General features: G+C 49.5%; 6 protein-coding genes. All 6 read right to left on the bottom strand.

Annotation, left to right across the window (positions count from 1 at the left end; translation table 11 throughout):
* Positions 1-54: 54 nt before the first annotated feature.
* Complete coding sequence (locus tag D9742_RS01990; protein WP_047670514.1) at positions 55-2,169, bottom strand: ATP-dependent helicase; 2,115 nt, start codon at positions 2,167-2,169, stop codon at positions 55-57.
* Positions 2,166-8,507 carry a DEAD/DEAH box helicase gene (locus D9742_RS01985; protein ID WP_130235825.1) on the bottom strand — a complete coding sequence of 2,114 codons (6,342 nt, stop codon included), beginning with the start codon at positions 8,505-8,507 and terminating at the stop codon, positions 2,166-2,168. The genes D9742_RS01990 and D9742_RS01985 overlap by 4 nt, the downstream gene beginning before the upstream one ends.
* A complete protein-coding gene (locus tag D9742_RS01980) occupies positions 8,507-13,417 on the bottom strand; it encodes a class I SAM-dependent DNA methyltransferase (protein WP_130235824.1) in 4,911 nt (1,636 codons plus the stop codon). Before D9742_RS01980 ends, D9742_RS01985 begins: the two co-directional genes overlap by 1 nt.
* 2 nt (positions 13,418-13,419) lie before the next feature.
* Positions 13,420-16,278 (bottom strand): DEAD/DEAH box helicase, encoded by a 2,859-nt coding sequence (locus D9742_RS01975; protein WP_001041505.1) that lies wholly within the window; start codon positions 16,276-16,278, stop codon positions 13,420-13,422.
* Between the two features lie 223 nt (positions 16,279-16,501).
* Positions 16,502-22,816 (bottom strand): DEAD/DEAH box helicase, encoded by a 6,315-nt coding sequence (locus D9742_RS01970; protein WP_130235823.1) that lies wholly within the window; start codon positions 22,814-22,816, stop codon positions 16,502-16,504.
* Positions 22,816-26,175 (bottom strand): STY4851/ECs_5259 family protein, encoded by a 3,360-nt coding sequence (locus D9742_RS01965; protein WP_130235822.1) that lies wholly within the window; start codon positions 26,173-26,175, stop codon positions 22,816-22,818. The genes D9742_RS01970 and D9742_RS01965 overlap by 1 nt, the downstream gene beginning before the upstream one ends.
* Positions 26,176-26,304 lie beyond the last annotated feature (129 nt).

The following is a 26,304-nucleotide window of genomic DNA, read 5'->3' as shown; positions in this document are numbered from 1 at the left end:
AACGGTTATATAGACCAGGAGCGTTTCGGCTCCTGGTCTGTTTCGGACATATTATCAGTCAGCCACTAATAGCGGACTAGGGACACCAGATGATGAAACAAACAGCCCTTTTACGGCACGGGTTGCAGCCACATGCAGTAACGCGCGCTCATTAAATAATGCATCACGCTGTTCAACGGGATCATCGGATGCTAATGCTTTTATTTCCGGCACCACACCTTCGTTAATCCCCACCAGGAACACATACTGGAACTCAAGCCCTTTAATACGGTGCATCGTTGCAACCCGCACGCCTGGGCGTGCATCGCTGTCACCGCTATCATTGCCTAAATTAAATGTCTCAATTCCGGCGTCATTGAGTGCTGATGCGTAGCGGTCGCAAGCATGTTTAGTACGCGCAGTAATGCAGATATCCTGAGAACGAACCTGATTCGCCAACAATGCCTGAATTTGCTTGACGAGCGTCGCAGCCTCTTCTTTGAAATCCGCCGCATGCGTAATCATGGGCTTTTCCCCGTGCAGTAATGACAAATAATCATTACTGGTATCCGCTTCGCCATCGAGGTTATCAACCTTCACACCAGTTAACAGCCCAACAGCAAATTGACGCGTCTCTTCTGTGGTCCGATAGTTAATCTTCAATTTTTTACTGCGACGACCACGGACGTTAATACCACACTGACCAAGAACGACCTTATTGCGATAAATACGCTGATGCCCATCCCCGACAATAAACAGATCGTTGGGCGACTCGGGAACCAGGCTGCGAATAAGAGTAAATGCCGGGGCACCGATATCTTGAGCTTCATCGACCACAATACTGCTATAAGGTAGTTGAACCTGTTTTTCTTTAAACAGAACAATAGCCTCATGCATGGCATCGCCCATTTCGCGCAGTTTGGCACGCGCCATTTGTGCTCTGAATTCTTCAAAGACTGGCCAGATTTTCGCCCGTTGAATACGGGATAACGCTGTACCACGTCCAACCCGGCTGACTTTGAGGTATTCCTCCCGGGTGTAAACCGCATTTGGCTGGACAACGCGTTGCCACTCTTCAGCATAGAAATTGTCAGGTAGCCCCAGTTCGGCAGGTGCCTGCTGCAAGGCATAGTTCCAGCATTTGCGTCGCCCTTCATCGCTGTCGTATACCACGCGGAAATCATAACCGTGGCGTTTTAGTTGGTCGCTCATCCAGGCATCAATGTTAACGACGTCAATACGCGCCATCTCTTCTCGCGTACACAACCGCTGGAGATTAGCGCGAATATCTGCCGCCAGGTTACGCGTAAAGGTCGTGAAAAGTACCTTCTTACCGGGTTTATCTGCCAGACGCTGAGATAACCACCGCGCACGGTGCATCGCAACAACCGTTTTCCCTGTACCTGCACCGCCCAGTACTCGTACCGGACCATTAGCGGGCGACTCCACCAGTTTTCGCTGGCTCGGATGCAGAAATACACGCCATTTTTCTAAAGGCGCATTAAGCATCTGCAACAGCTCCTGTTCATTTTCAACGACATGGAAGCGACGTTTACTTCGTTCAATCGCCTCCATAAAGTCGTTGGTATCAACAGGCTCATCACGATGATCGTTAAACTCTTCCAGCACTTCCTGGTAATCCAGCCCTTCTGCCAGCCAGTGCAGAGGTTCCCAGGCTTCTGCTGGCATTATGCTTTCAAGTTGATTAAGCCCGGCTTCATCGGTAAGCGCCATCACCTGATCAATAAAGACAGGCGGCACGCCCAGGGCCAGAATCTGTTCCGCGCTGTAAGCCGCAAAGAGTTTCGGTTTATCTACCACCGCTTCCGCTGCCGGTTTGATATAGCTAATATCAATGACCTGAATCGCGCCGGTAACCGGGTGAATCGAACAATCATGCCGCCGCGCCCAGTCGTATGCTTCGTCGTGTTTATCCACCCACATCAGCATATACAGGGCACCCTGTTCAGGTTTCAGAACAATGCCGCGATAAGTTTGATCGATTCGCACCGAATGAACATTTTTACTGCGCGCATCGTGGATCTTTTCATAGTTAAGTCCATTACTGGTCGGGTCCTGACGGAATTTGGAGATGAATTCCTGCACCTTTTTTTGCTGTGCTTTTGGGATCCGCGCGAATGCGCCCAGAAAACCATCAGAAAGTGCCACCTTGGGCGTTTGCACCGTCATTTGTCACCTCCGGACAGATGTTGCAATGTATTTTCGTCAATTGGCCCGAATGCAACGTGCCAACCCCTAGTTGTGAATAATGGAATAAATTCTTGATTATCAATAATCAATGCCCATTTTTGTGATGGCCAGGCGAGATCGGCTTCCGCAATAATTTCACCTTCATCATTTTGCAATTCGTAGCCGAGAGTCGGCGCAGAGAGAGAATGAGACTGAAGCAACGCGATCTCTTCAGCGCTTAATAAGCCAAACTCAATAATCTCAGCCCAACTCTCATCAGTCTCTGGTACTGCCTCTGGCGTTGCCGAAACTTTAGTGTCAACGCTTTCCTGCGGTAAATGCACGGCTTTACGGCTGGTAAAGGTCATATCCGGCAGGAACTGTAACAGGTTTACCAGTCGCCAGAAGCCATTGAGTCCCGCTTCATAACCGTCATCCTGCGTATAGCGATCGTCAAAACAGATATGCAAACGCAGCCAGCTGCGCATTTGTGCGACGCTGGTCGTCGGTTTAATGGCTTGTTGTGGTAACACCGAAGCCAGCTCAATAAATTGCTGCGATGAGTTACAGCTATCGAGTAAACCACCAAAGACAAACGGTTCGTCTGGCAAAAGCTCTGCTAGCCGCCAGGCTGGCGCGTTTTCCTGCATTTCATAGGCATACTTTTGTTTCGTTCCCGCGTCCTGTGACTTCTTCACATCCAACCACACCCAGGCATGTGCAGCAGCCATTCTCTGCCATAACTGCGTTCTTCCGCCCGGATCGGCGAGATAATCCAGCAGCAGTGCAAAACTGTTGCGTTCCCGGAACGACGCTTCAAGGGCCGCAAAGTTGGTATCGTGAAACAGGTTATAAAACTTAGGCTGTTTCATATCCGGGTTATGCCCAAGTCCCAGGACATCCTGAACATGTTTAAGCCCAGGCTCTTTGAGATCGGCCCACGTGACTGTCCACACCCAGAAATTACCGCTATCCCGAATCGCCTGGCGTTTTTGCACATCCTCTGCGACGCTATTTTTGTGGAACGCAAAGCCATCAAGGAAAATAGCCACCGGTTTAATGACATCAGACTGCATAAGCGGATATAGCACGTAATCCGGGCGACAAGGGATCCCCACCGCCTCTTTAGCGCCTAAATCCACCTGAGCTTTAAGATGCCAGCTCATCATCGGTTCGCTGCGGGTGTTAATAATCCACCCAGCGCCCTGATGCGCGTAACTGCGACTGACAATCAGGTTTTTATTTTCTTGCAGGCAGCTAATAAACCGTTTTTCCAGCTCACTGCCCATCATGGCTTCGAGGGAAATGTTTTTGATGGAATCAATTACCCGTATCGAATCTCTTGCCTGCAAAATTTTCGCCAGCAAGAGACGCGCCTGATCGCGGGAGACATACTTCATGCGCCCACGGTCACGGTAAGCGTAAACGCAACGATAACAACCATCTTTATGCGTATCATTGTTGCAACTGCATTCCACTATTGCCTGATAGGCCAGTTCAAGTAATTTCAGCAAATTGTCGGGAGTGCGCATCAGCTCTTTAAGAGAACCAGTTCCCCCCGGGACGGTATCGTAAATCACCAGATACTGCCTCCAGGATTCGCCTTCATTTTCCGGCTCGCGGTACACAACGCCTTTCAGGTGATCGACATTCCCCTTGAAGTAATGTTTAAGGCCGAGCTGGATCGCCGCCCCAAGAGAAGCCTCCACGACACGGTCATTACTGTAACTGCTTACCGGGAGCAGAATACGCAACGCTTCTGACTCCAGCTGGCGATAGAGATAGAGATAATCTTCGAACTTCGCCTTTTCCGGTTCCGTGCGATATTTGCAGCTCAAATCATGACGTGGTTCATGATCGCGAGGACGCTGCACCATGCCGCACCCGAGGCAAACTTTAAACCCGGTTCGCTTCTTCGCTTCTCCGGCAATCATCAACTCATTGGCATCATCCGCCATTTTGCCGAAGTTGATATCCCGCAGGGTGACTTTGCTTAAAAATTCAAAACCAAACGGAACTTCGCCTTCCTCAATCGCGTATGCCGCCGATACATCTTCTTTTTCGAAACTAACCAATAGCTGACGCTGGAAGAAAGCAGGTTCACGGCTGTCGCTATCGTCGCTGATCTGGCTATCACGTGCGCTGGCGCGGGCATAAACCTGGCGAAGTTTCAGCAGCGTGGTTTTTTGTCCGGCATCGGCCCACCCCGGTGTGCCACATTTCGGGCAATATTTATGCTGGTCGCCCGTCTGGTCGATATTTTCGCTGTAGTTACAGTGGCTACAGATACGCCAGTTCTCCGGCTCAGAGACCTTCAGGTCTATCTGCTCAATTTCAACTTTATGCCCACCGGCATAGAAATTATTCAGCGGAGCCAGCTCAGCCAGCGCCGTTGATGCCGGGCGTTCATATTCGAAAGTGGTGTTTTGATATTCACGCGCTTCCCCGCCTTCTTTACGCCGCCAGAGCACAGAACGTAACGTAATACCGGCTTCCGGGAAGGCGTAGTTAGGCAGCAGACCTTCATCCGTGAGGAAATTCAGCGTTTGCTTATTGTTGATTTGATTGACCAGCGCCATCAGCGCCTGCCGTTCTGAAGTCAGTTCGCGCATATCGCTGTCAAAGTTTTGATCGCGCGGCGCGTTCTCCAGTTTATCGATGCTGCGCTTGAGTTTATCGATGCGTGAGCGCAAAGATTTGCGATCTTCCACCAGCAGTTTTAACGCTTCTTCGATACGCTGCACCAGCGAACGTTGCCCTGGCGCGCCCTGAAGATAAGACAACAGCTGTTGGCGAGTTTCTGCGGCAAGATCGGGGAAGATCGCCGTAAATTGTGCAGCAATCTCCGCATGATGCTGTTCGATATATCGCAGTAAGTTATACGGAAAACCCGATTTACGCCCGAACTCCAGCTCATCCAGCATCTGTTTGACGTTTTTACAGATAGCGGATTCTGGTACACCGGTTTTCACCCAGTTATCCATACAAAAAGCTGCCAGCTGGCGTTCGAGAATAGCCGTTGCATTGAGGAAGACGCCAGGAGCCTGCACCTGGCCCTGCATCATCTCCAGCGGTTCTTCAAAGAAAAACTGATCGTGCGGGTTCCCTTCTGCCACGGTAATGTTTAACGCGTTACCATCTTTACGACCGGCGCGACCAATACGCTGCAAGTAGTTGGCCTGAGCAGGTGGGACAGAACAGAGTAAAACGGTGGAAAGATCGCCAACGTCAATACCCATCTCCAGCGTCGGTGTTGCCGACAACAGGTTGATATTCCACGGTTGGTTGCCGCGGTAGAACGATTTTTCGGTGGCTTCGCGATCTTCACGGCTAAGCAGCCCCGTGTGTTCTGCGCCCTGTACGCGCGCGATGTCCATGTTCTCCCAACGCCAGGTCGCCGTATTGTCGACTTCCTGGTAACGACCTTCACAACGTAAAGAGAGACAAGGCGCATTACGCCACTGCCAGCCTTGATCGGCCGGAGCCCGGACAACCTCACGGCAACATGAACAATTAAGCTGAACGACGTCACGGCTCACCACCAGCGCCGAAGGCACCAGTCCCCAGGCTTCACGCCCTTTGGTGTCAAAATCTTTTACTACTCCGGCTATTTTCAACGCCGTAAACAGGCGTCGTAACACTGTTTCCGCAACGCTACTGATAAACAGATTATTGCCGTTACTCAGCGTGCGATTGATCCAATGCTGATACCAACTGGGGTTAGACTTCGCGCCAATCAGGCGATGGAAACCATTAATTTTTTCAAACGACGCATAAGCCGGTTTACGCGTTTTCGGACCGATAGAAGGCATATAGCGCGAGGTACGCTCTTTTTGCGTCATCATAAAGGTCGTGCTATCACGGCGATAACTTTCGAACGCCGGATGCATAACAGCCCCGGCCTGGCGTTGATACCAGATAACCCCCAGCGCCAGGTGCGCTACCTGCTCGACGCTCACACCGGACATCTCATCACCCAGCTCTTCACAAAGCTGTTGATGCAGGGCGGTAACTGCCGGATTAAAGCGTTCTTTATCCACTCCGGCAACGGCATAACCGGTGGCTTCCAGCGTACGTCCGATACGCGCGCGCAGGGTAAATTCGCTGTACACCTCCCAGTCGAGGCGCAGGGAAACTAGCTCCGGCAGATCGGAGTTCTCCGCCAGTTTGCCTTCATTTTTCAGTGTCTGATAATCATTCAGCCACTGCATATTTGGTGCGATGAAGTTCGCTGCAAAATGAGCATCGTCCGGTGAACGTTCACGCGTTTGTTGGCAAACACGCGCCGCGAACGCATCCAGCGGTAATGTCTCTTTTTCGCCAAGAACACTGGCGATTTGCCCACGAATCATCAGCGGCCAGGTACGGGCAGTAAAGAAGCTGGCACGATGCGCGGCGTCTTGTACCGAGTCAGAAAACGTAATCAGCTTTTTATGTTCGTTGAACTGGCTGCCATAAAGCTGGTGAATCATCACCGCCGACAAACTGGCAGCCCGTGACCCCAGGATCGAAATCCCCTGTTTGCTGTTGCAGTACGGGCATTCATTAGCAAACTCCAGCTCGTCCTTACGCTCTTTGAGCATATCCGGGATCAGTACCTGCAACAGTTCCGTATGACCGCAATGTCCACACTGGACGCTGGACTGTCGGTTCAGTTTCAGACAGGTAGGACACAGTTTCTGGTGTGCGCCACTGACCGCTTTTTCGTTGTTATCCGGGAAAGCAAGGACGATGGAGCGTCCTTTTTCAAAGAACTGGCGATAAATGCCGTCGAGGTCTGTTTCCAGCTGAACGCTTTGCCCATGACGCAGGCTGGCCCAGCCAGTTGCGTGGCAGTCACGGCAGTGGATAACCGGCAAATAGTGTTCGCGATCTTCCACCGCCACATCATCGGCAAACACCAGTCGGGGCGTTTTCGCCACGCTGGCGACCAGACGACGCATCTCACGAAGCCACAACTGGGAGCGCAGTTGCACAAACGGCAGCACCGGACGCGCTTTCTTCGCCTGGAGACGTTTTTGCCGATCGTGTTCCGTTTCCGGTACTTCGAGACGTGCCTGCGCGATCAGTGCCAGAATGCTTTGCAGCACGCGTCGGGCATGGTCGGCGCTTTCTGCCAGCATGACCTGGAGATTTTCCAGACACTCTCGTTCAGAGAGGATCCCGCCTTGCAGATCATGGAGTAAGACATGCATCACGCTGTGGCGGCGTAACAGTGACCCCAGCGCAATACGCTTTTCACGCCCGTCGTCGCTCTCCAGATCGTCCGGGAGTTGCAAGTCGCTGTCGGGGAACCACAAAGGGATTTGCCCGTTAAGATACGCTACCGGGGTAGCGTAACTCTGCGGGTCCAGGGCCGAAGCGACCTCCGGCCCCGGATACTGACTGTACGCAATGGTGTAATCCTGCAAGTACTCCGCTGCCGTGTAGCGATCTTCGCGAATAACGGCGTCATCGGTAAACGGCTGGTCAAAGATTGTTTTTGCGTAATCGAGCAGTTGCCCCAGCTCGTCGCCGACGGTAGCTGATGTCCCGACGCAGGCGAATCGTTGGTTATCTACACCTATGTGATGCTTCAGACGTCGCACCAGACAGGCCAGATCCGACCCTTGCGCGCCATCAAACGTATGCAATTCATCCACGACCAGGTAACGCAATGAACCGGGCTGGTTGTAACGCCAGAGCGGCTGATCGCCTGGGCGCATCAGCAGGTAGTCGAGCATTTTGTAGTTGGTCAACAGGATGTCCGGCGGGCTTTCGCGCAGCGTGTGCTTGCAGGTAATGACCTTTTCTGCTGACATTTTTTTGCTGGGTTCGATTTCGCTGTCGCCGACAAACAATCCGACGGTCACCTTGCCATGCAGTTGTGGATCGCTGGCGATGGTTTTGGCGAAACGGCTGGCCTGATCGGTTGCCAGGGCGTTCATCGGGTAGATGATAATCGCTTTAACCCCGGCTTGTGACGCGCCCGCGCAGTGGTTGAGCAGCGGGAACATAAAGCATTCTGTTTTACCGGAGCCGGTACCGGTAGCGACCAGTGTCGGCTGTGGCGCGTCGCTTCCTAGACGCTGAAATGCCCGGGCCTGATGCGCGTGCGGCGGGAACGGCAGCGTCAGATTAGGGAAAAAATTCAGCGGTAAGTCACTTTTACGAAACGGCAACTGGGCGGAAAGGTATGGTCCTTTCAGCAGCGTTTCGGGCTGGGCCAGAAATTGCTCCAGCATTGAGACATTATCGTTATTCTCACCGTTAAACAGCGGGCTGTTTAGCGGGAACGCCGCCCGTAAAAAGGCGGCAACGCTGTCGGCGACCTGCCGACTGACAACGGACGGCAACATCAGGCGCTCTCCTTATCTTGTGCAAAGAACGCCCAGGCCACTTTGTAGTCATCTTCGCGATCTGGCTTGATAAACGGTGCCTGCCAGGTGACGGTACGGCGCTCGCCTTCGTCGCTGCGGGTATAGTCATCAAAGGTGACGCTGACGGTACCGGTTTGCAGATGTTTGACATCATCCCAACCGATGGCTTGATCGGTGCAGTCACCGCCGGTCCACTCCGGGCTGTCGACGTTAAAGACAAAGCCGTTTTTCAGGTCAGCTTTACGCGCGGTACGCGGCAGACCGACGCCCACCAGCCCTTTGCTTGGGGTAAAGATAATGCGACCGTTTTGATCGTACCAGGTATCCGCTTCGTACTGGCGCATCACCGGGAACTGAACGCGATAAATGGTAAGCAGTTCTTCGAGGGTTAACCCTAGCGCCTGCGCCACCAGTACGTCGATTTCCACCAGCGCCTGACGGCGACTGTAGTCAGAGCGTAAGGCGCAGTTACGCTGCCACTCTGGGGTCAGTTTGGCGAAGAAATCTTGAGGTAATTGTGGGAGGTTACGGCTCCAGCGTTGGTGCATTGCCAGTTGTAAATCAACACTATCCCACAGCTGCTTGTAATTATTAGTGAGTGAAACCAAACAGAGTGCTCGTATTTGAATTTTGGTTTTATATTTTTCAACAATAGGTAAATATCTTGCCAAATTTTCCCTGAAACGAGGGTTTCCTGTGCTTTTTATCAAAAAGTCGTGGCAAATCGACATTGATTGACCAGTAAAAGATAATAAAGTTTCTACTTCATTAAATGCGATGCTGAAACATGGATCGATATGGGCAACACCGGCCGGGAATATAGCAGGAATCAAGGTTCGTTCACCCGATTGACTGAGCATTGAGCGAGCAACAAAACGATAATAGTCCGTCACCTTCCTCGGCTCGTCTTCATCCTGCTCTTTCCACGAAACCCGTGGGGTGCGCTTTGCATACTCCTGTGCATCACATGCCGGAATATAGTTAGTGCGCGGCAAATAGTCGTCGGGCAGAGTTAGCAAGTCCAGACAATCATAATGTCCTTTCTCTGTGCAAATTTCTCTCGGCGTCTTATAAAGCGGTGTTCCAACATAGAAGTGCGGACCAGACAGAATCCATTGGGATGCGTCTTCCGGGAATTGGGTATGCCGTTTAGTTGTTCCGTCAGCTTGAGCATATGTTTCATCAAACATGACGGTGGAGAAATATTCCCCCTGCAAATCCCCCAGCCGTTTAGGTTGCTTAGCGAATTTTTCAAGTACAGAAACAAGAGGTTCAGCATGAAGCACTGGGAGTCGAGCTTCAAGAGCCGGCGTTCCCTCTTCATCATAAAGAGTGGCAAATAGTGCAAGCCGTTCCATTCCAACGGTCAAAATACGGCTTTGATGCCCCGCTTCATTCCAGGAACCTGTTTCGTCATCTTTAATGCCACCAACTTCACCGGAACCATCATGCGCAAGACAAAGCTCGATCGTTTTGGCTGAGAAAAGGTTTGCAATATTGATAAAGCCGACAGATTGATTCGGTGAAGCCGTATAAATATTAATGCTGAATTTAACCCTGTGACCAATAGGGAAAAGCATATGCTGATTCTGAAACTGAAAATGCGCCCTCAGCCTCGGATATACCGCCGCACGTAATTGCCCGCCTTTCGGGTCATCATAAATCCCTTCCGGGTGCAGGAAACCTGCCACACCTTTCTCTGCTCCTAAGCGCCAGGCCTGCGGCAGGAAGCATTTATACAAGTTGGTCTGTACCCCACGCAGTACCGGGTAGTTCTGCTGCGCATTGAGGAAGTTTTGCATCCCTTCACAGCCTTCATACTCGCTGCGCCAGGCCGCTTCCAGTGCCGGGATCTGGTTAAAGGTATCAACACGCAACGTTGCCAGCTTCGAGGCGCTCAGCTTACGCAGCACAAATTCCGGCTCATAATCACCCAGCACGCCCGCTTCCTGCCATTCCACTTTCAGCCACGGCGGGTTTCCGAGCATCAGGTCAAAACCGCCGCGCTCGGCAAACAGGTCGCAGAACTCCAGATCCCAGTGGAAGAAACGGTGCTGCTTTCTCAGGGCATCGACAATCGCCAGACGCGGCAAATGACGGAACAACACCTCGGTTTTCAGACGACCAGCAACAGAAAACAGCGAAGACTCTTCTCGCAGCAGGCCTTCTTCGGCAAACAGATCGCCGGTGGTGTGCTCCGCAACTTCAGTGACTTTTTCCGTGATTACAATCCCGTCGAGCAGGGTTTCAATCTCAAACAACCAGGTGCCGCGATCCGGTAGCTCATCGGCTTTGTCGATCGGCCAGAACCACAGCGCGCACCAGTAGTCCATTACCCAACGCAGCTTCTGGTAGGCGCTGTTATCTTCAAGACGACCGCTAAAGGTTTCATCTTTACTGCTCAGCGAAGAACGCGTCTGCTCGCTGTTTTCTGCCGGCCACACCGGGTAGCTGTCGGCGGTTTTCAGACGTTCTGCTTTAAGTTGCTGGCGATAGGTGTTCCACAGTGCTTCCACCTTTTCGCTGATACGCTGCACATCAGCAATCTCATGCCCGGCAAAGCTTTTAATAAACTCTTTGCGCCAGCTGTCCAGGGCTTTGAAGTCATCCGGATAACGCTGCTTAACAGTTTTATCGCTGTAGTTAGCCATACCGCCGTCGGGCAGCAGGAAGTGGAAAATCTGCGTCTCTTCACGCGGCGTGTTCATCGCCAGTTCGACCGGCTCGCTGTTAAGCCAGCTCGGATCTTTGGCTTTTTTGTAGGTCAGTTCACTCTTGTTGAACACCTGACGGCGCGCGCCCACCAGTGAGTTACCGCAGTGCAGCTGGTAACCAAACCACGGTACAAAGGCATCGCCACTGATGGCGTTCAACCACAGCGACACTTCCGCCAGTTCCACCGCCACCGGGTTTAAGTCCACGCCGAAAACGTTGTTGTCGGCAATGTACATTTTCACCCGCTGTAACTCCTGGGTATAACGATCCTGCGGAATACGGCGACCTTCCGCCTGCTGCTTGTGGAACAGATACGCTTCTGCCAGCTGGTTGATGGCTTCGTTAAGGAACGCCGCGCTGCCCATCGCCGGTTCGCAAACGGTGAGGTTTAAAATGGCATCAGCTTTGGCGTGCGGATCGCTAATGGGATCAATCTGCTCCTTAAACAGTTCTTTCAGGGCATATTTAACCAGTGAGCGGGTCAGCACTTCCGGGGTGTAATAAGAGGCAGATTTCTCACGGTCGCGCCCGGCCATACGGTAGATAAAACTGCCTTTGCGGTGAATGCGCAGACTGCCGTCTTTCTCGTAGACCTTCTCGTCTTCGTGGTATTTGCCAATCTCATCCTTACTGACGAAGTAACCCGTCTCCAGCTCGTTAAACTCTTCCCCGGCTTTCTTCACCTCGTAGAGATCTTCGCTGGCGAAGAATCCGCGATAGGAGAGCAGCGCCTCATACACCGCCCCCAACTGGTTGATACCCAACTGGCGATAAGAAATACGTCCGCGGCGGTTAAAGCGCCCTTTGCCCGGGCGGCTTAACGACATCGCCTGGATAATCTGTTGCAGGGTTTCGTTACGGAATACCACGCGGTTAAGAATGCGCGTGTTGTTGGCATCGAACAGATGACTTTCAAGACGCGGGACGCTGAACTGATGACTATGGATGGTGATCCGGTCGCCGCTCTCCAGGTCACTCTGCATTTTCACGCCGCCGTTGTAGCCTTCGCGCACCAGTTTAAACAGCATATTCAGGCTGTCGTGGAAGTAGCGCCCGTTGCGATCTTCTTCGCTGGTCAGCGGGATCATCTCCAGATCGCGCAACGTTTCCAGGCTGTAACCTTGCAGATAGGTTTTGGCGGTCATTGGCGCATAACCCAGCTCCGGGCGCGCTTCAATGTAGAACAGGAACAGCAGGCGGTACATGTAACGCAGACATTCGCGGCTCAGTTCATCCGGGTCCACCGCACGGTTACCGGTATAGTTTGCCAGGCCACGGTCGATCAGATAATGCATCGCTTCGTTGCCCAGCAACTCAATGCTTTCGCGCAGGGCATATTTCAGATCTTCCGAAACACCAAACGCATGTTTGTGCGAATTGTCATCCAGCGAGTCAAGATAAGGTGCCCCACTGCCCGGCAGCAGAGAATCTTTATGTAACAACACCGCAGTCGCTTTCAGCGTATCCGTTTCACGACGGCTTAAAATCTCTTCAAAATCAAAACGTAGCAGACGGTTTTGCGCCCATTTGGTACGGTCCAACAACAAGAGCTGACGGTTACCGAGCAGCAGCACAAAACGCGGCGGTTCATTTTGGGTGAAGACCGCCGTAGAGAGCAGATCCTGCCAGCTGCGATATTCACCATTGGCTTTTTTGCGCAGGCTGTCGCGCTTATGTTTGTCGGTATCCGCCGGGAATTGCGCGGTCAGTAAGGAGAGCGCCAGCGGATCCAGCGTTCCTTCTTCCTGATCGTGTGCTTCAACAATCCACAGCCACGGGCTACCGTCAGTGCTGTTGTAACGCGCCAGTACCGGCAGCGGTGTATCGTCATCCAGCATTTGGATCTGTGGCGTAATTTCGTAGCCCAGCTCCTTTAACAATGGCTGCCAGCGATTACGTTGATCGGCCAGACGCTGCGGGATCTGACGCTGTTTTTCGTGCTCGGCAAGTTTGCGGAAAAACTCAGTCGCCAGACTGTTAAACTGGTTCCACGGAGCGCGGTATCCCGGCTCCACGTCTTTGCCCTGTTCACGAGCGGCACGCTCCGCTTCACGCGCTGCATTTTCCTGGGCTATCCAGGGTTCCAGCACATCGCGGATATCACTGGTGAAAACCTCACCCAAATAGTGGTTAGAGTAAAATTCGTTTTCGTTATTAATACCGACCAGCGCCATGATTAACCCTCCGCTCCGGTGATAACAGCAATTACCTGAATGTAGGGTTCTTTTTCAGTCGTCATGGTGTCCTCAATCCATTCGATATAGCTGTCAAAATTGTGTTCGATTTCGCGTTGTCTCTGCTCTTTACGGCTCTGCTTGACTGACAATTGCTGTTTGTTATCGGCAAAATCCAGCTCAAGTTGGCTCAACTGCCGCCCACGCAAAACGTCCAGCTTTTGCAGATGCTCATTCAGTTGCTGGTTAATGTGCGTTTCAAACGCATTCCGATCATGGATGAATACCTCCCGGGCATGAGCAATAGCCGCTTCCAGTAAATCCTGCTGGCGTTGGTGATTACGATCTTTACCGCCGCTGTTAGTCAGCTTGTTACTCAACTGCGGATGACGTTGTAAAAACTCAGCGAAAGGCTGACTGCCGATTAGCGATTCACGGTTAAAGCTCACCACTATCCACGGGTTCACCATCGGATGTGATTTACGGTTCGGGAATAACCCGGAAAGAATGAAGTGATCTTCATCGGGTTCAAGCAGGTATGGCAGCCGGATAACCGGAGCCTGATGACGACCAAAAGCCGAAGAGATTTTATCGTCCAGCCACTGCACTACCGGGTTGATTTGCCAGAGATACTGCACATCGGGCCAGGCATGTTGCTCACCGCGAGCGCGCGCAATCGCGTCGGTGATGACGGTTTTATCCTGACTTAAATAGAGCTGCCAGTTCTCCGGGGCAATTTCAGGCGGTAGCTGGTTGAAGCGGCGGCGTAACTCCTCCGGTGCCACCAGCGACAAGGTATTATCAGGCAAGGTTTCATACTGGATAGTTTGACCACTGGCTTTCAGGTAACCCAATGCTCTTTCGCAGTACGCCTGTTCGCTGGCAAACAAGCTGGTGTCTGTTTCGGTGACCATTGAGGCATCGCTGGAAACCGCACTGCATATTTCGCCAAACAGATCGTGTTCGGCGCTTTCCGAGACGTTGCTGTTCAGCAGTTGATCAAACAGGCTGGCACCATCATCCTGCATCATGAACTCTGCAACCTGCTCTTCTTCCTCTTCCTGGGTAAATTTGCCGGTAAACTCCGAACTGTCCCCAATGTTCTTCTGCGCCTGTTCGTCTTTGTTGATCAACACTTCCAGTACGCGCATATCGCCATTGATCTGTGGTTCGCTGGCCTCGGTAAGCAGATAGCGGATTTGGGGCTGATGTTTTTGCCCATAGCGGTCAATACGCCCGTTACGTTGCTGGAATACCATCAACGACCACGGAATATCAAAGTGAATCATTTTGTGGCTAAGGTGATGCAGGTTGATCCCTTCAGATGCCACATCCGAACAAACCAGAAGACGCAACGGCGACTGCGTTTTACCAAAGGCTTCTACGGTTTCCATCAATACCGTATCGCCCTGATCGCCGCGCAGCGTGGCGATCTGGTCATCTTTCAATTTCAGATCCGCTCGCAGTTGCTGTTCGAGGAACTCCAGCGTTTTAATACTTTCGGTGAAGATCACCAGGCGATCTTCCGTGTTATTGGCTTTCCAGGCGAGGTCTTTTCGGATGGTGTCGAGCAGCAACTGGTATTTGCTAAACTGGCTGGCATCAATGTTATTCAGCGCCAACAGCAATGACTCCAGTTCGTTGATCTGGCTCTGGCTATTATGATCTTTACGGCTCTCAAGACGCTTCAGACGATTCGCCACGACGCTGGCACACGCCATCGGGCTGGAAAATAGCGCTTTTTCGAGGGTTATCTTGAACAGACGACCTTTGTTAGACTGGGCCTGTTCATCGTCATCATCACGGAACTGGCTCTCAACCAGACGACGGTATGCTTCTTCTTCGGCACCGGATGCCAGGCGAGTCAATTTGACAATATTGCGCTCGGGGAACTCGCCGGACATCTGATCTTTCACGTCTTTTTTGAAGCGACGGACAACCAGATTTTTATCGGCAAAATCGGCGTATTCATACTCTTTCGGGTTGGCGATCGCCGTCGGGTCAAGCATGTTCATCAGGCTGGCAAAACTTTCAGCCTTACCATCATGCGGTGTTGCTGAAAGCATAATCAGCGTATCGCTGCGCCCGGCGAGCAGTTTTGCCAGTTTACTGCGTAACGAACTGGTTCCACGTTCTGCGACGTTATGGGCCTCATCAATGACAATAATATCCCACCAGGCATTTTCCAGATGGTGACGATATTCAATGTCTTGTTTCAGCGTATCGATGGAGATAATGGTCTTGTCAAAATAGTGGAACGGGTTGTGGTTGGTTGGGATGCGGTTACGCACCTTTTGTAAACCAGCAGAATCCAGGCGGGTCAATGGGATCGCAAAACGGCTCCAGAACTCCTTCTGGAATTGTGTCAGCATCGATTTAACCGCCAGAACCAGAATACGTTTTCCGCGCCCACGACGGATCAGTTCCGAAACCAGAATACCGGCTTCCAGCGTTTTACCCAGACCAACAGCGTCGGCAATGAGTATCCGCTGACGCGGTTGTGCCAGCGCCATCCGCGTAGGATCGAGCTGAAACGGCATGGAATCCATCGCCGCCAGATGACCAAAATGGACTTTACTGTCTGTCGGTACGCGTTGGCGTAACTGACTTTCAATATACAACTGTGCCGCTTGATAATTGGCGGATTCATCTTCCACCAAATGCGTTTTTGCGGGATCCAGGATCTCTACTTTTTGTTCCAGTTTGGTCAGAAATAACCCTTCTTTACCGCGCACAAGCTCTGAAATACCATCGCAGGTCAGCAAATACCCACCATCACCACTGTCATCCGCCCGGCGAATACGCCATTCGGCATCACGAATAACCACCCGCATACCAGGTGCATAATTTTGCTTATTCATCGGTTTTTCTGTCTATTTGGGGCAGTGGCGGTAACGTCATCCTGAAAAATGTGGCGCGGCACACTGCGATAAAAAAGAGGGCCTTAAAGATATCATGAAGGCCCCCGGCAAAGTGACAAAATGGGAGGGAATGCGCATAAATTGCGCATGATTTTCAAACAAAAATTATTAAAAAGTGAGCTGGGTCAACTCCCCTGGAAGATATCCCCAGGGGAGCAATTATTTATCCAGCGATAATATAACTCCTAAGGTCATTACCCGGGGCAACAGCTCGCGCTCGCGTGTTTGCCAGCCGTTCAACTTGCTGCGGTACTCGCAGGGCAAAATCAAAGAAGGTATCTTCAATACAGCGCCAGTAGCTAAGCCCCATGTCGAGCAGGACATAATGCTGACTGCCATCGCTGAAGGTGACTGTCAGCTCTCGTCCATGCTCCGTACTCTGGTTATCCCCCGTTAACCAGCTAATTGCTCCCGGCCACGCAGGCCCCAGATATCCTTCTTCAAGTAAAGTGGTCACAACCTGCTGACGATCTTCCTCATTAAGCCACGCGTTATAGAGAGCGTCGTGTTGGCGAGAGTTGTAATCCAATTTTTTGACGCAAACAGTGAGGCTGGCGCGTTCCGCCATTCCCTGTTCAACCAGCTCGGTTAAGATTTCACCTAACAAACGCGCCGTGAATGGGCTATTAAGATAACGATCGCTGTACTCAACATGCGTTATCTCTTTGTGGCGGGTAAATGCCTGCTTCCAGCCAGCGTGCTGTTGCGTGACTAACGACCAGAAACGCGAACCAAAACCTTCCAGCGGCCCGTCCAGTTGTTCACAGAGATTGATGCGCACCGCCCCGGTGGGTAAGGCGGGCAGTAAATCTTCTGCACTTAAGGTCTGACCCGAGAAGGTTTTTCCGGACGTTCCTTTAAGTGTCACTACTGGTGAAGACGCACTTTGTCCCCATAATTCACCAGGGGCAACGGTAGCGCTGTCGTCTGCGGCCCACTGTTGGCTTTGCCCTTCGCGAGTCACCTGCGCAAGCCAGCGCCCCTTTCCTTGCATGAGCTGCGCAGTGGCAATGGATTTCACTTGTAAGCGACCTCCCGGCATCGCCGCCAACGCGGAAAGCTGATGTCTGGAGCTATCAGTTAAGTTTGCCAGCGGCGTGGCCACCAGCAACTCAACATTCCCACCGGAGGAGGCAAACTGGAGCAACTCTTTAAATAATGGCCATTGGGCAAAGTCCCACTGTTCCTGCGGCCCCGCAAGAACCAGCGAGCAGGAGTCATAAATCTCGCTGTTCAGGCATTGCGCAATACGTAAACTCAGAGGGTTAGTTTCAACCCGGCTACCATCGCCGAAGTACTGATATTCTGGCGCGAGGTTAAGTCGCTGCAACCGTACATTGGTAAGCAGGGTTAATGCATGGTGACGATCTAATCTGTTGACATAATGCTGACTGTCGTAGCTGAGCAAGCAGTGGTGACAGAATTTATCGCAACTGCAATCGAGCAATTTTCTGGCGTAATTAAAGACATCAGCCCAATGGTCGATCAATTGCACTGCATAACCTGCACCACCCGCATTATTGTCGTAAATGAAGATGGAATATCCGGTATAGCCATTGATATCGCGCGCTTGCTGCGTCGTCACGCCCAGCTCAGTATTTTCGATACCCAATTTATGCGCTAACCCTTCACGCAAAGCGACCGCAAGGGAACGCGCGGCAACCTCATCACGGATCAACAGGCCATTATCATCATTGAGTTGCAGCTCAACCATATCTGTACGACTGCTATATCCCAACCACAGATCTTTATGCACATGACCGTGGCACAATTTATTGCTCCCCTGACGATCGTTACTGCCCCCTCGCAACAGGTAATGCGTATTTTCCCGCTCTGGGTTCTTTAGATTTTCAGGGGTACGCTGGGGTTGAGTTTGAGATTCTGCCCGACCACATGAGAGGCAAATTGCGTAGCCGTGCCCAAATTCCCCTTCACTGAAGTGGAACAATTCCCCACTATGGCTAAAACGGTAACGTCCTAGCCCAGCATCGGGTAAAGAAACCCACACCGAAGACGGTACAAGAACACGTGGATCTTTCCAGGGAAGTTGTGCAGGCATGGATACATCATTATGTGCCTGATAACGAATATCTGTCGCAAAACCAACAGGCTGTAAATAACGCTTCACATCAAGTTGCTGTATATCCGCTTTGCAGTGACTACATTCGACAGGACGGGTAGTACTGGTTGCCCCCGCACCACATTTACGGCAATGCCAGAACCACGGAATGTGATGATCGCCTGACAGCTCCTGCCCGCTGGCAAGTACCTTGCCAAGCATAATGCCCGAGGAACGATATACTTTTCCGCCCAATACCACATCTGCACCAGGCGCATACTCGCGTAATGCTGTAGGTAGATCACGGCTGGGCAATTTTTCAATACGACGAGAAAAGCTTTCTCCCCCTTCATTAGGGTCAGCCTGAGTAGCTTTTATTGCGCGACGTTTTTCCAGCTCATCTGCCGTCAGATAATTGAAATTGACGACGCCAACCGGGAAACCATGCCCCGGCAGGAACGCTTCACTAATGAGTTTAGAAAACAGATATGCACCGCGATAATCACGAAGCTGATAAGCGATGGCTTTACCTGCTGGCGTTTCTTCCCACGCGCTGTTATCCGCTTTCAACGCTTCGATATTTTCCAACAGTATCGCAAGTTGGCTTCTCCAGCGGATATCAACCTGCTGCATCATTGCTTGTGTGCGGGTCAAGAGCTGGGTTGCCGTCAATGACATCAGGACGGTTCCCTGAGTAAGGCGTTTAAGTTTATCCGCCAGCTGATCGGCCTGGTGATTTAACCAATGAAGAAAACGAAGACACTGGCTCTCATCACCTTCAAAGAACCATTTGCAACTCAGTTTTGTCGCATCAGGAACTTCAGCTCGTAAAAACAGACCTAAAACCAGGGCATTAACATGTCGTTGAACAATGCTACTGCTCCCAAAACGAACCCGTGGCGCACTGGCAGTAGTGTTGAACGCCCAGAGGGGGTCTTTGAATACCTCCATTCCATGCGCCGTGTTTTTACATAACGTAATGGCAGCAGATGCACTCTCTCCACGACGCCCCGCGCGACCTGCACGCTGCAAATAATTTGCCGGAGCTGGAGGAACGTTGTTCATTGCCACCAAACTCATACCACCAATATCCACCCCCATCTCCATGGTCGTGGAACAGTTCAGCACATTAACTTTGCCTGACTTAAATTGTTTTTCATTAAACTGGTTCTGCTCAGGCGTTCTCTGCGCAGAGTGTTCCTCCAGACGATACCAGCTATCTTTCAGGGCCAGTCGGTCGCTGCGAGTAGACCATAATCCTTCCTCGCGGGCATATTGAATCAGCGCATTACTTTCCAGCCACTCCAGACGTTCTTCTCGGGCGATTTCTCCACCACCAGACAAACGCCAGTGACGTACAGGAAGCTCAGGCATTTCAATCAACACTGCTTTTTCAGGTGCAATTTCTTTGCTACCCGGCAAATACGGAGAGTATCCCAGCAACGTGACGTCTAACGCACGTCGAGTATAGGGGCAACGCCACACTTGCTTTGGACTGTAAAATTCAGCCTGTTGTTTAATATCCAGCTGATAACCCGACTCAAACTGACGTAAGCAGGGTCGAATTGCATCCCAGACCTCAATCATTAAGTGGTTAACTAACGATTTCCAGTGAGCCTGCTCAGGTTGTATTGCCGGAAAGACTGCGATTAATAGCTTAATGACCCGGTTATAATGGCGATCGCGTATTTGTGGCCAAAGTTGATCACGTTTCTGCCCTTTGTTTTTTTTATCTGGCCCCTGGAGCATTTTTACCGGGAAACGTGCCCCCATCCAGCGAGGGTATTGCTCGTTTTCGTAAAAAACGGCACTGTTTTCACGGATAAAGAAATCAAGAGTAATCTTCAATAAATTACGCCATTCCGCTAATTGCTTATCGGGATCGGGTAATAATGTCTTCCAGTCCTGCGGGCAGGTTGTAACTTTATCAATAAATGGATAGTGAATGGCTACCAGACCCAGACTTTCGAGGGTCCAGGCATTTTTAGGGCGGCGACCAAACTCACTGTATAAACAAAAATCTGCAAACTGTTGTTTAGTAAGATCAAGCCCAGACAATTCTTTAAAACTGCCTCTCATTCTATCGGCAAGGTCCACACTGCCAACCAGCTGTTCAGACAGTGTTTGCCATGACATGGTTTTCTTCTGCTGATTGCCTGAGTTAGCCTGGAGTATTTGCATCGCTTCAGCATGATCCGGGCTTAAGGAACTCACCATCGGCTCAATAATTTTAAGTGCCTGAATGTCCGTCGGGCTAAGCTCCTCATTCGCAGCCATCGCTTTTTTCAGCGCGTCGATGGAATTTTTTAAAGGGAGGACAGAAAACTGGCTAATAACTTTCTCTAACAGTGCACAGTGTGCCGGGCTGAGTTTTGCTGAAGGCTCTGTAATATTTGCCAGCTCCTGGTAACAAAGAGCTCGCAACGTCGCTTTATCGGCATCCTGCTGTAAGCGGGCTGAAATGCGAGCGGTACCCTGACGCGAATCCGTAAAGGTGAGCAAGCGTCGACCATTAAACGGTCCTAACTGCTCTTCTCTTGTTTGCGGTAATGGAGAAAACTCCAGCAGAGTAGGAATAATTTCATTTAAAAAAAAGGGCGCGCCGAGCCGAAGCGGACGGAATAAAGGATTATTTTTCCGTTGAGTGTCACCACAGCAAACACAAGCAAAGGAGTTATTGCGTCCCTCACCTCGAGATTCCGGTCTTAACAGGTTTATTTCATAGTGCTTTTGCGCTTCACTATCAATTTTCCCCGCCGTCGTTTCTTCCAGTGAAATGATATATTTTTCACCATCGCTCGCAATCAGACGATCAAATTGAGAGTTATTGTCTAATTCGTCGTTGTCTTCATCTTCAGAATAAACATCTACATCAAGAGCAAACTCATCCACTTCGGCAGCGGCGGGTTGCGCTACCAACCAGTTCGTTCCATCACCGCGCATCTCCTCTTTGGCAGACAAATAAGCTGAACCACACCCGGAGCAACGTAAAACTTCAAATACCGGCGCACCACAGTCACAATATTGGCGCTGCTCAAACCATACCTGACCAAATGGCCAGTCACTCTGATTTAATTCATGTGCTTTATGTGAGCATTGTTTGTTTGAACATGCCCATAGACCCGCCAGTGTTCTGATAAACCCATGCATACGTAATGGCGTAAAAGCCAGTTCACCTTCTCGCGATCTTGCCATTAGATCGAGGAGTTGCAGTAGCTCACGGTGATTAATATCTGGCCAGGTTCTTCTGGCAACATTGAGCAACTCACTCAAACGTACTGCCTGCCGTCCGGGATGAGTTAACGCCTGACGCAATTGCTGGGCCACACGGTAATGACAAAGCTGTTGGTAAAGATCCTGAGGGCTCAGGGATTTAAGAGAAGTTAAAGATGTGGGGTATTCATGACGAATCAGCGACTCCGATACCCGCGGTATTTGTCGATAACCGCGAACCACTTTGACATCACGTTCTGTAACGCCCGCGAGATCAGCGACAAATTTAGCAAGCTCCTTATTACCTTCAGGAGAGTCTTCACCAATAGTGGCAGAGGTCGCGATAATCTGCACAGGTTTATCTGTGCCAGGTCCAACATTGAAAGCCTGCATAACACGACGTAAAAGCAGCGCTAACTCAGCAGCCTGAGAACCAATATAACTATGGGCTTCATCCAGGACGATATACTTTAACATCCCCTGAGACTTTTCGATGATTGGGGCATCTTTACGACGAATCAGCATATATTCCAGCATGGTGGTATTCGTCACCATGATGGAAGGTGGTGCTTCATAAATGGCTTCCCGACTCAAAGCTTGTTCAGGTACTTTCAACTGATCTTCCTGAACTTCGTATTTGGTATGCCGGGTTTCGCCATTATATAGCGCGAAGCGTATTTTCCCCTTAAATCCGCGCGTCCATTCGCGAAGTCGCTCCTGTTGGCTGTTAATTAATGCATTTAACGGATACAAGAAAATAGCTTGTGTCCCTGTTAGTGACTGGCGGGTCGATTTTTGCTGACGAATAAGATCTTCCAGAACCGGTACCATAAAGCATTCTGTTTTCCCGGATCCCGTACCGCTGCTCACTAACAAGGATTTTTTGTCTTCCAGAATCGTTCGCCACGCAGTAAGTTGATGACGAAATGGCACTGGCGCTTTGCTCAATGCATCAACCAGCGGGCTGGAGATCAGCTTGTCCCGCAAATCCTCCATTGTTTCATCCGCAGGCATCCAGCCGAATGTACTTTCGAATACCGGGTCTGCAAGCAGTGACCCCTCCTGACCGGGAGGCTGAAAATATTGTGATTCCAGATAATGAGTCAACGACTTGCTCCGCAACGCCAACTGACTTACCACCGACCTCACCGCACGCTGATGAAGCTGATTTAGAAGTGGCGCATAATGCAGTTGCTGAACGTCCATCAATGACATACTCCTGCTTGTTCAAAATAATATTGATAGATTACCCCTAATTGCTGCGGGGCTTGCTGATAGTGAAATTCAAAAAGCGCAGACAGTTGATGTATCAGGTTATTATCTTTTTGGGTTAACAGCGCTGCGACTAACATCAAATTAAAACGTTTTTCAAGCCGTGAGTGATATTTATCTTCAATCCAAAGATTATTAAAAACAGATTTTAACTCTGGAGTAATAGCACTAGCCCAAAGTTCTTTAGGGAAGATACTGATACGCCCAAAGCTGTCGGGGTTCCTTAATAGCATCTGTTTAGCTTCATTAAACTGCTCACGACTAACAGTTGGCAAGACATTACAACCGACTGGTAGGCTCTCGCTATATGTAAGTAACATATTCGCAATGGGAGCCAGCCGACGATCGATATGTGCACGATGGTTCATAAAAGCAATAAAGGGTTGCAATATATGTAATGCTAATGTTTTATCGTTAATCTGTTTTTCCAGATAAGTCCAACACTTTTGAAAAACACCTTTCCAGATTGAAACAGGAATCCATCCCCATGAAAAGGGTAATTCTTCCTGTATATCATAAATCGTATCGCTATCACCAGAAAGACATGATGATATTAACAACTGAACAACCACGCGGTAATTACTCGAAATACCTCTGAACAAATCCAGATCCAGCAAGGATAAGCCATTATTCATTTTGTATTTCTTAATATACTCTGTTAATAAACAGCAATAATTTTGCAATGGGTTGTTATCTATTTCAAAAATTAGCTCATTAAAATTTTTTTTGCGCTGTTCTGGGTCTGCTTCGCATAGAGCATTTAGTAATAAATCATTTGTCTGCAATACAGGTAGCATCCATTTAATTACTGGTGCAATGCGAGCTGTACCATCAAGTTTTCCCACAATTAACCATGGACTATCCTGAACATTCAGAGCTGAAAGATCATAAGCAAACTCATCTTTTTTTAACAATGATATGTGTAAGCCAGGATTCTTAAGAGAAATAGCATCAACAACCAGTTCGTCTATTCTATTTGCAGGAAAAACAACAGAATTTTTTATATCAACCAGTAACCCTTGTTCGTGTTCAATAAAACTACCATCGTAGCGTTTAATATTGAGTGTTGCTTTATCCTTTCCAAATCTGTCAGAGTAAAAATCAACACATAATGTACTATTGCTGTTCCATGCACATGCCAGCATAGCATTTAGCAAATTATAGTTCTCATAAAGTGAAATTTGTTGTAATTTGTCATTGCGTCCTGATAAAAGAGGAAGGTCGGCATGTAAATAGCGGAATTTTTCAGCTACTGGATTTTCATCCAATAACTCGATATTAAGATATCCTCTTCCAGCACATGATATGGTTAATAACTCAGCATCTATTCCATGCAAATGTGCTATAGATGCCACACCATCAAAATGAACAGAACCATCATTAGTTACAAATCGGCCACCGCTAACCGGCTTAGGTAATAATAGTTTAAGATTAGAACCATCTTTCCAGGAGACCCGTAAATCAACGGTATTTTCCAGCATCTGCGATGAATTATAATAAATAGCACACTCGTTTTGTGAATAATCGGACTTAAGTGTTACTTTTTCATTGTTTGAATATTTATCAATTCTAGTATCCGTTATACCAGAAAGCATAATAATGCCTTGCTGAGCACTCTCAGGTATAATATTAATATCGAAGTCTGCTGGTAAAACTACAACTTTACCGCTAAATAAAACCTCATCATTAACTATTCGCCGGACTTCTATCTGTCCTTTTGGCATTTCTGATGCGACAGAATACCAGGCATTGTTACCTGAACGAATGGAACGCCAAAAAAGTTCTTTCTCCGGTACAATGCCATATTGCAGATCCTTTTTCCAACCGATCTTCGGCCAGGCTCGATGGACAGGATAATCCGATTTAACCAGTTCAACTTCTGTCGATTTAATATAATATTCAATCGCAGAATCATAAAGTTGCTGGGTGCGAATTGTACAAACTGCACCATCATGTAAAACAACGCTAAATACTCCACTTATTTTAGTTAAGCTGCGTTCACTGTTTTTCAGCAACCTTGGGATATCAAACTCACCTTCTCCACTAATATCTAAATGGCTATTTTTCGGTAGCGAAATAAACAGAGCATTTAGCCTGGAACTCACAGACCCCATACCAACAAGTTTTAGCTGCGATTCACTCTCATTCATCGCTTCAAAAACCCAGGGAAGTTCTTCAGTAAGTTCATAACCGCCTTTTGGAATTGTGTGACCTAACAGAATTGGACCTTCATGAAGCGACAATGAGATTTCGGCCATTGCATCTGCACCAGAGAGTTTTTGCATCGCAATAGGTAATAACTCGACCCGCCAATCTTGCTGCTCATAACGGCTTAGCATTGCCAACCTTGCCCCGCCATTTTTCCATTTTCCTGAAATGATGAGTCGGGTCTGCTCCGGCTGAATATGGCATTCAAACAAAGAGGTTAACTGTTCTGTACGCATTGTGGCCGGGAATCGGAACCGGGCATCGCAATACCAACTGTCATCAACATCGACCCAGATTCTTTCAACCTGAAGACTACTTGCACTGCGTATTTCAGAAGATTGAGATAGTAATCGCCTTACAATCTCTGCAGCATTCGCTTCGGGGAGAACGAGTGGAAGTTGAAGATGCCAGTCTGGAGAGAGCTTACGTAATGCAGAAACGGGATCACTGCTTTGAGGAGGATGCTCACTAAGTAATCGGCAGAGAGTCTCGCAGAATTCACCTGCTATTTCATAGACCAGTTCGTTTTGCATTGTGACAGGAATCGTATCGCCTAATTCTTGTGCAATTTTAGCGGCAGGATATTGAGATGATTGCCCACGAAGCGCCTGATATATCCTTCTGAAATAGGTAATCAAATAACCGCTCTCATTTTCAATCATGCGGATAGGCAAACCACCTTCACAAGCCAGTGTATGCAGATAACCCGAAGCTTGTCCCAGGTTTCTTATCTTTCTTTTCCAGTAGCGAATGCCATCATTAACCAGCTTCTGTCGATGAACATACGGAACTTTCCAGCCAATAGAATCTAAAATTGTGTCCCATTTAGGGTGTCCGACCGTATGAGTCCGGCGGATAAACTCTGCGGCATATATGCTAAATAGAACATCGCTATAGGAAATGAATATCGTTCTGGGATAACTACGGGGGGCATAAGTACGCAGTAGTTCTGCCAAACTTTCGTACTCTGTATCAGTACAACGGTAAGCATATAACGCCCTTCCATCAGCTCCGGATAATGAACGGCGACTAAAAAACATGTTAAGCCATTGCAAAAGTGGGTTAACTGGAGTTTTCACAAGCAACCTGCCTTCCTTTGATACAATTCGTAACAGATTACTATCATCATAAAAAAGCTCAACCCGATGAACTCGCTAAAAATGAGACAAATCATTTATATCTCGAAAAAACTTGTTACAATCATGAGCGCTACA

It is taken from the genome of Escherichia sp. E1V33 (genome assembly GCF_004211955.1).
Lineage (GTDB): Bacteria > Pseudomonadota > Gammaproteobacteria > Enterobacterales > Enterobacteriaceae > Escherichia.
This window is presented reverse-complemented; position numbering and strand designations above follow the sequence as displayed.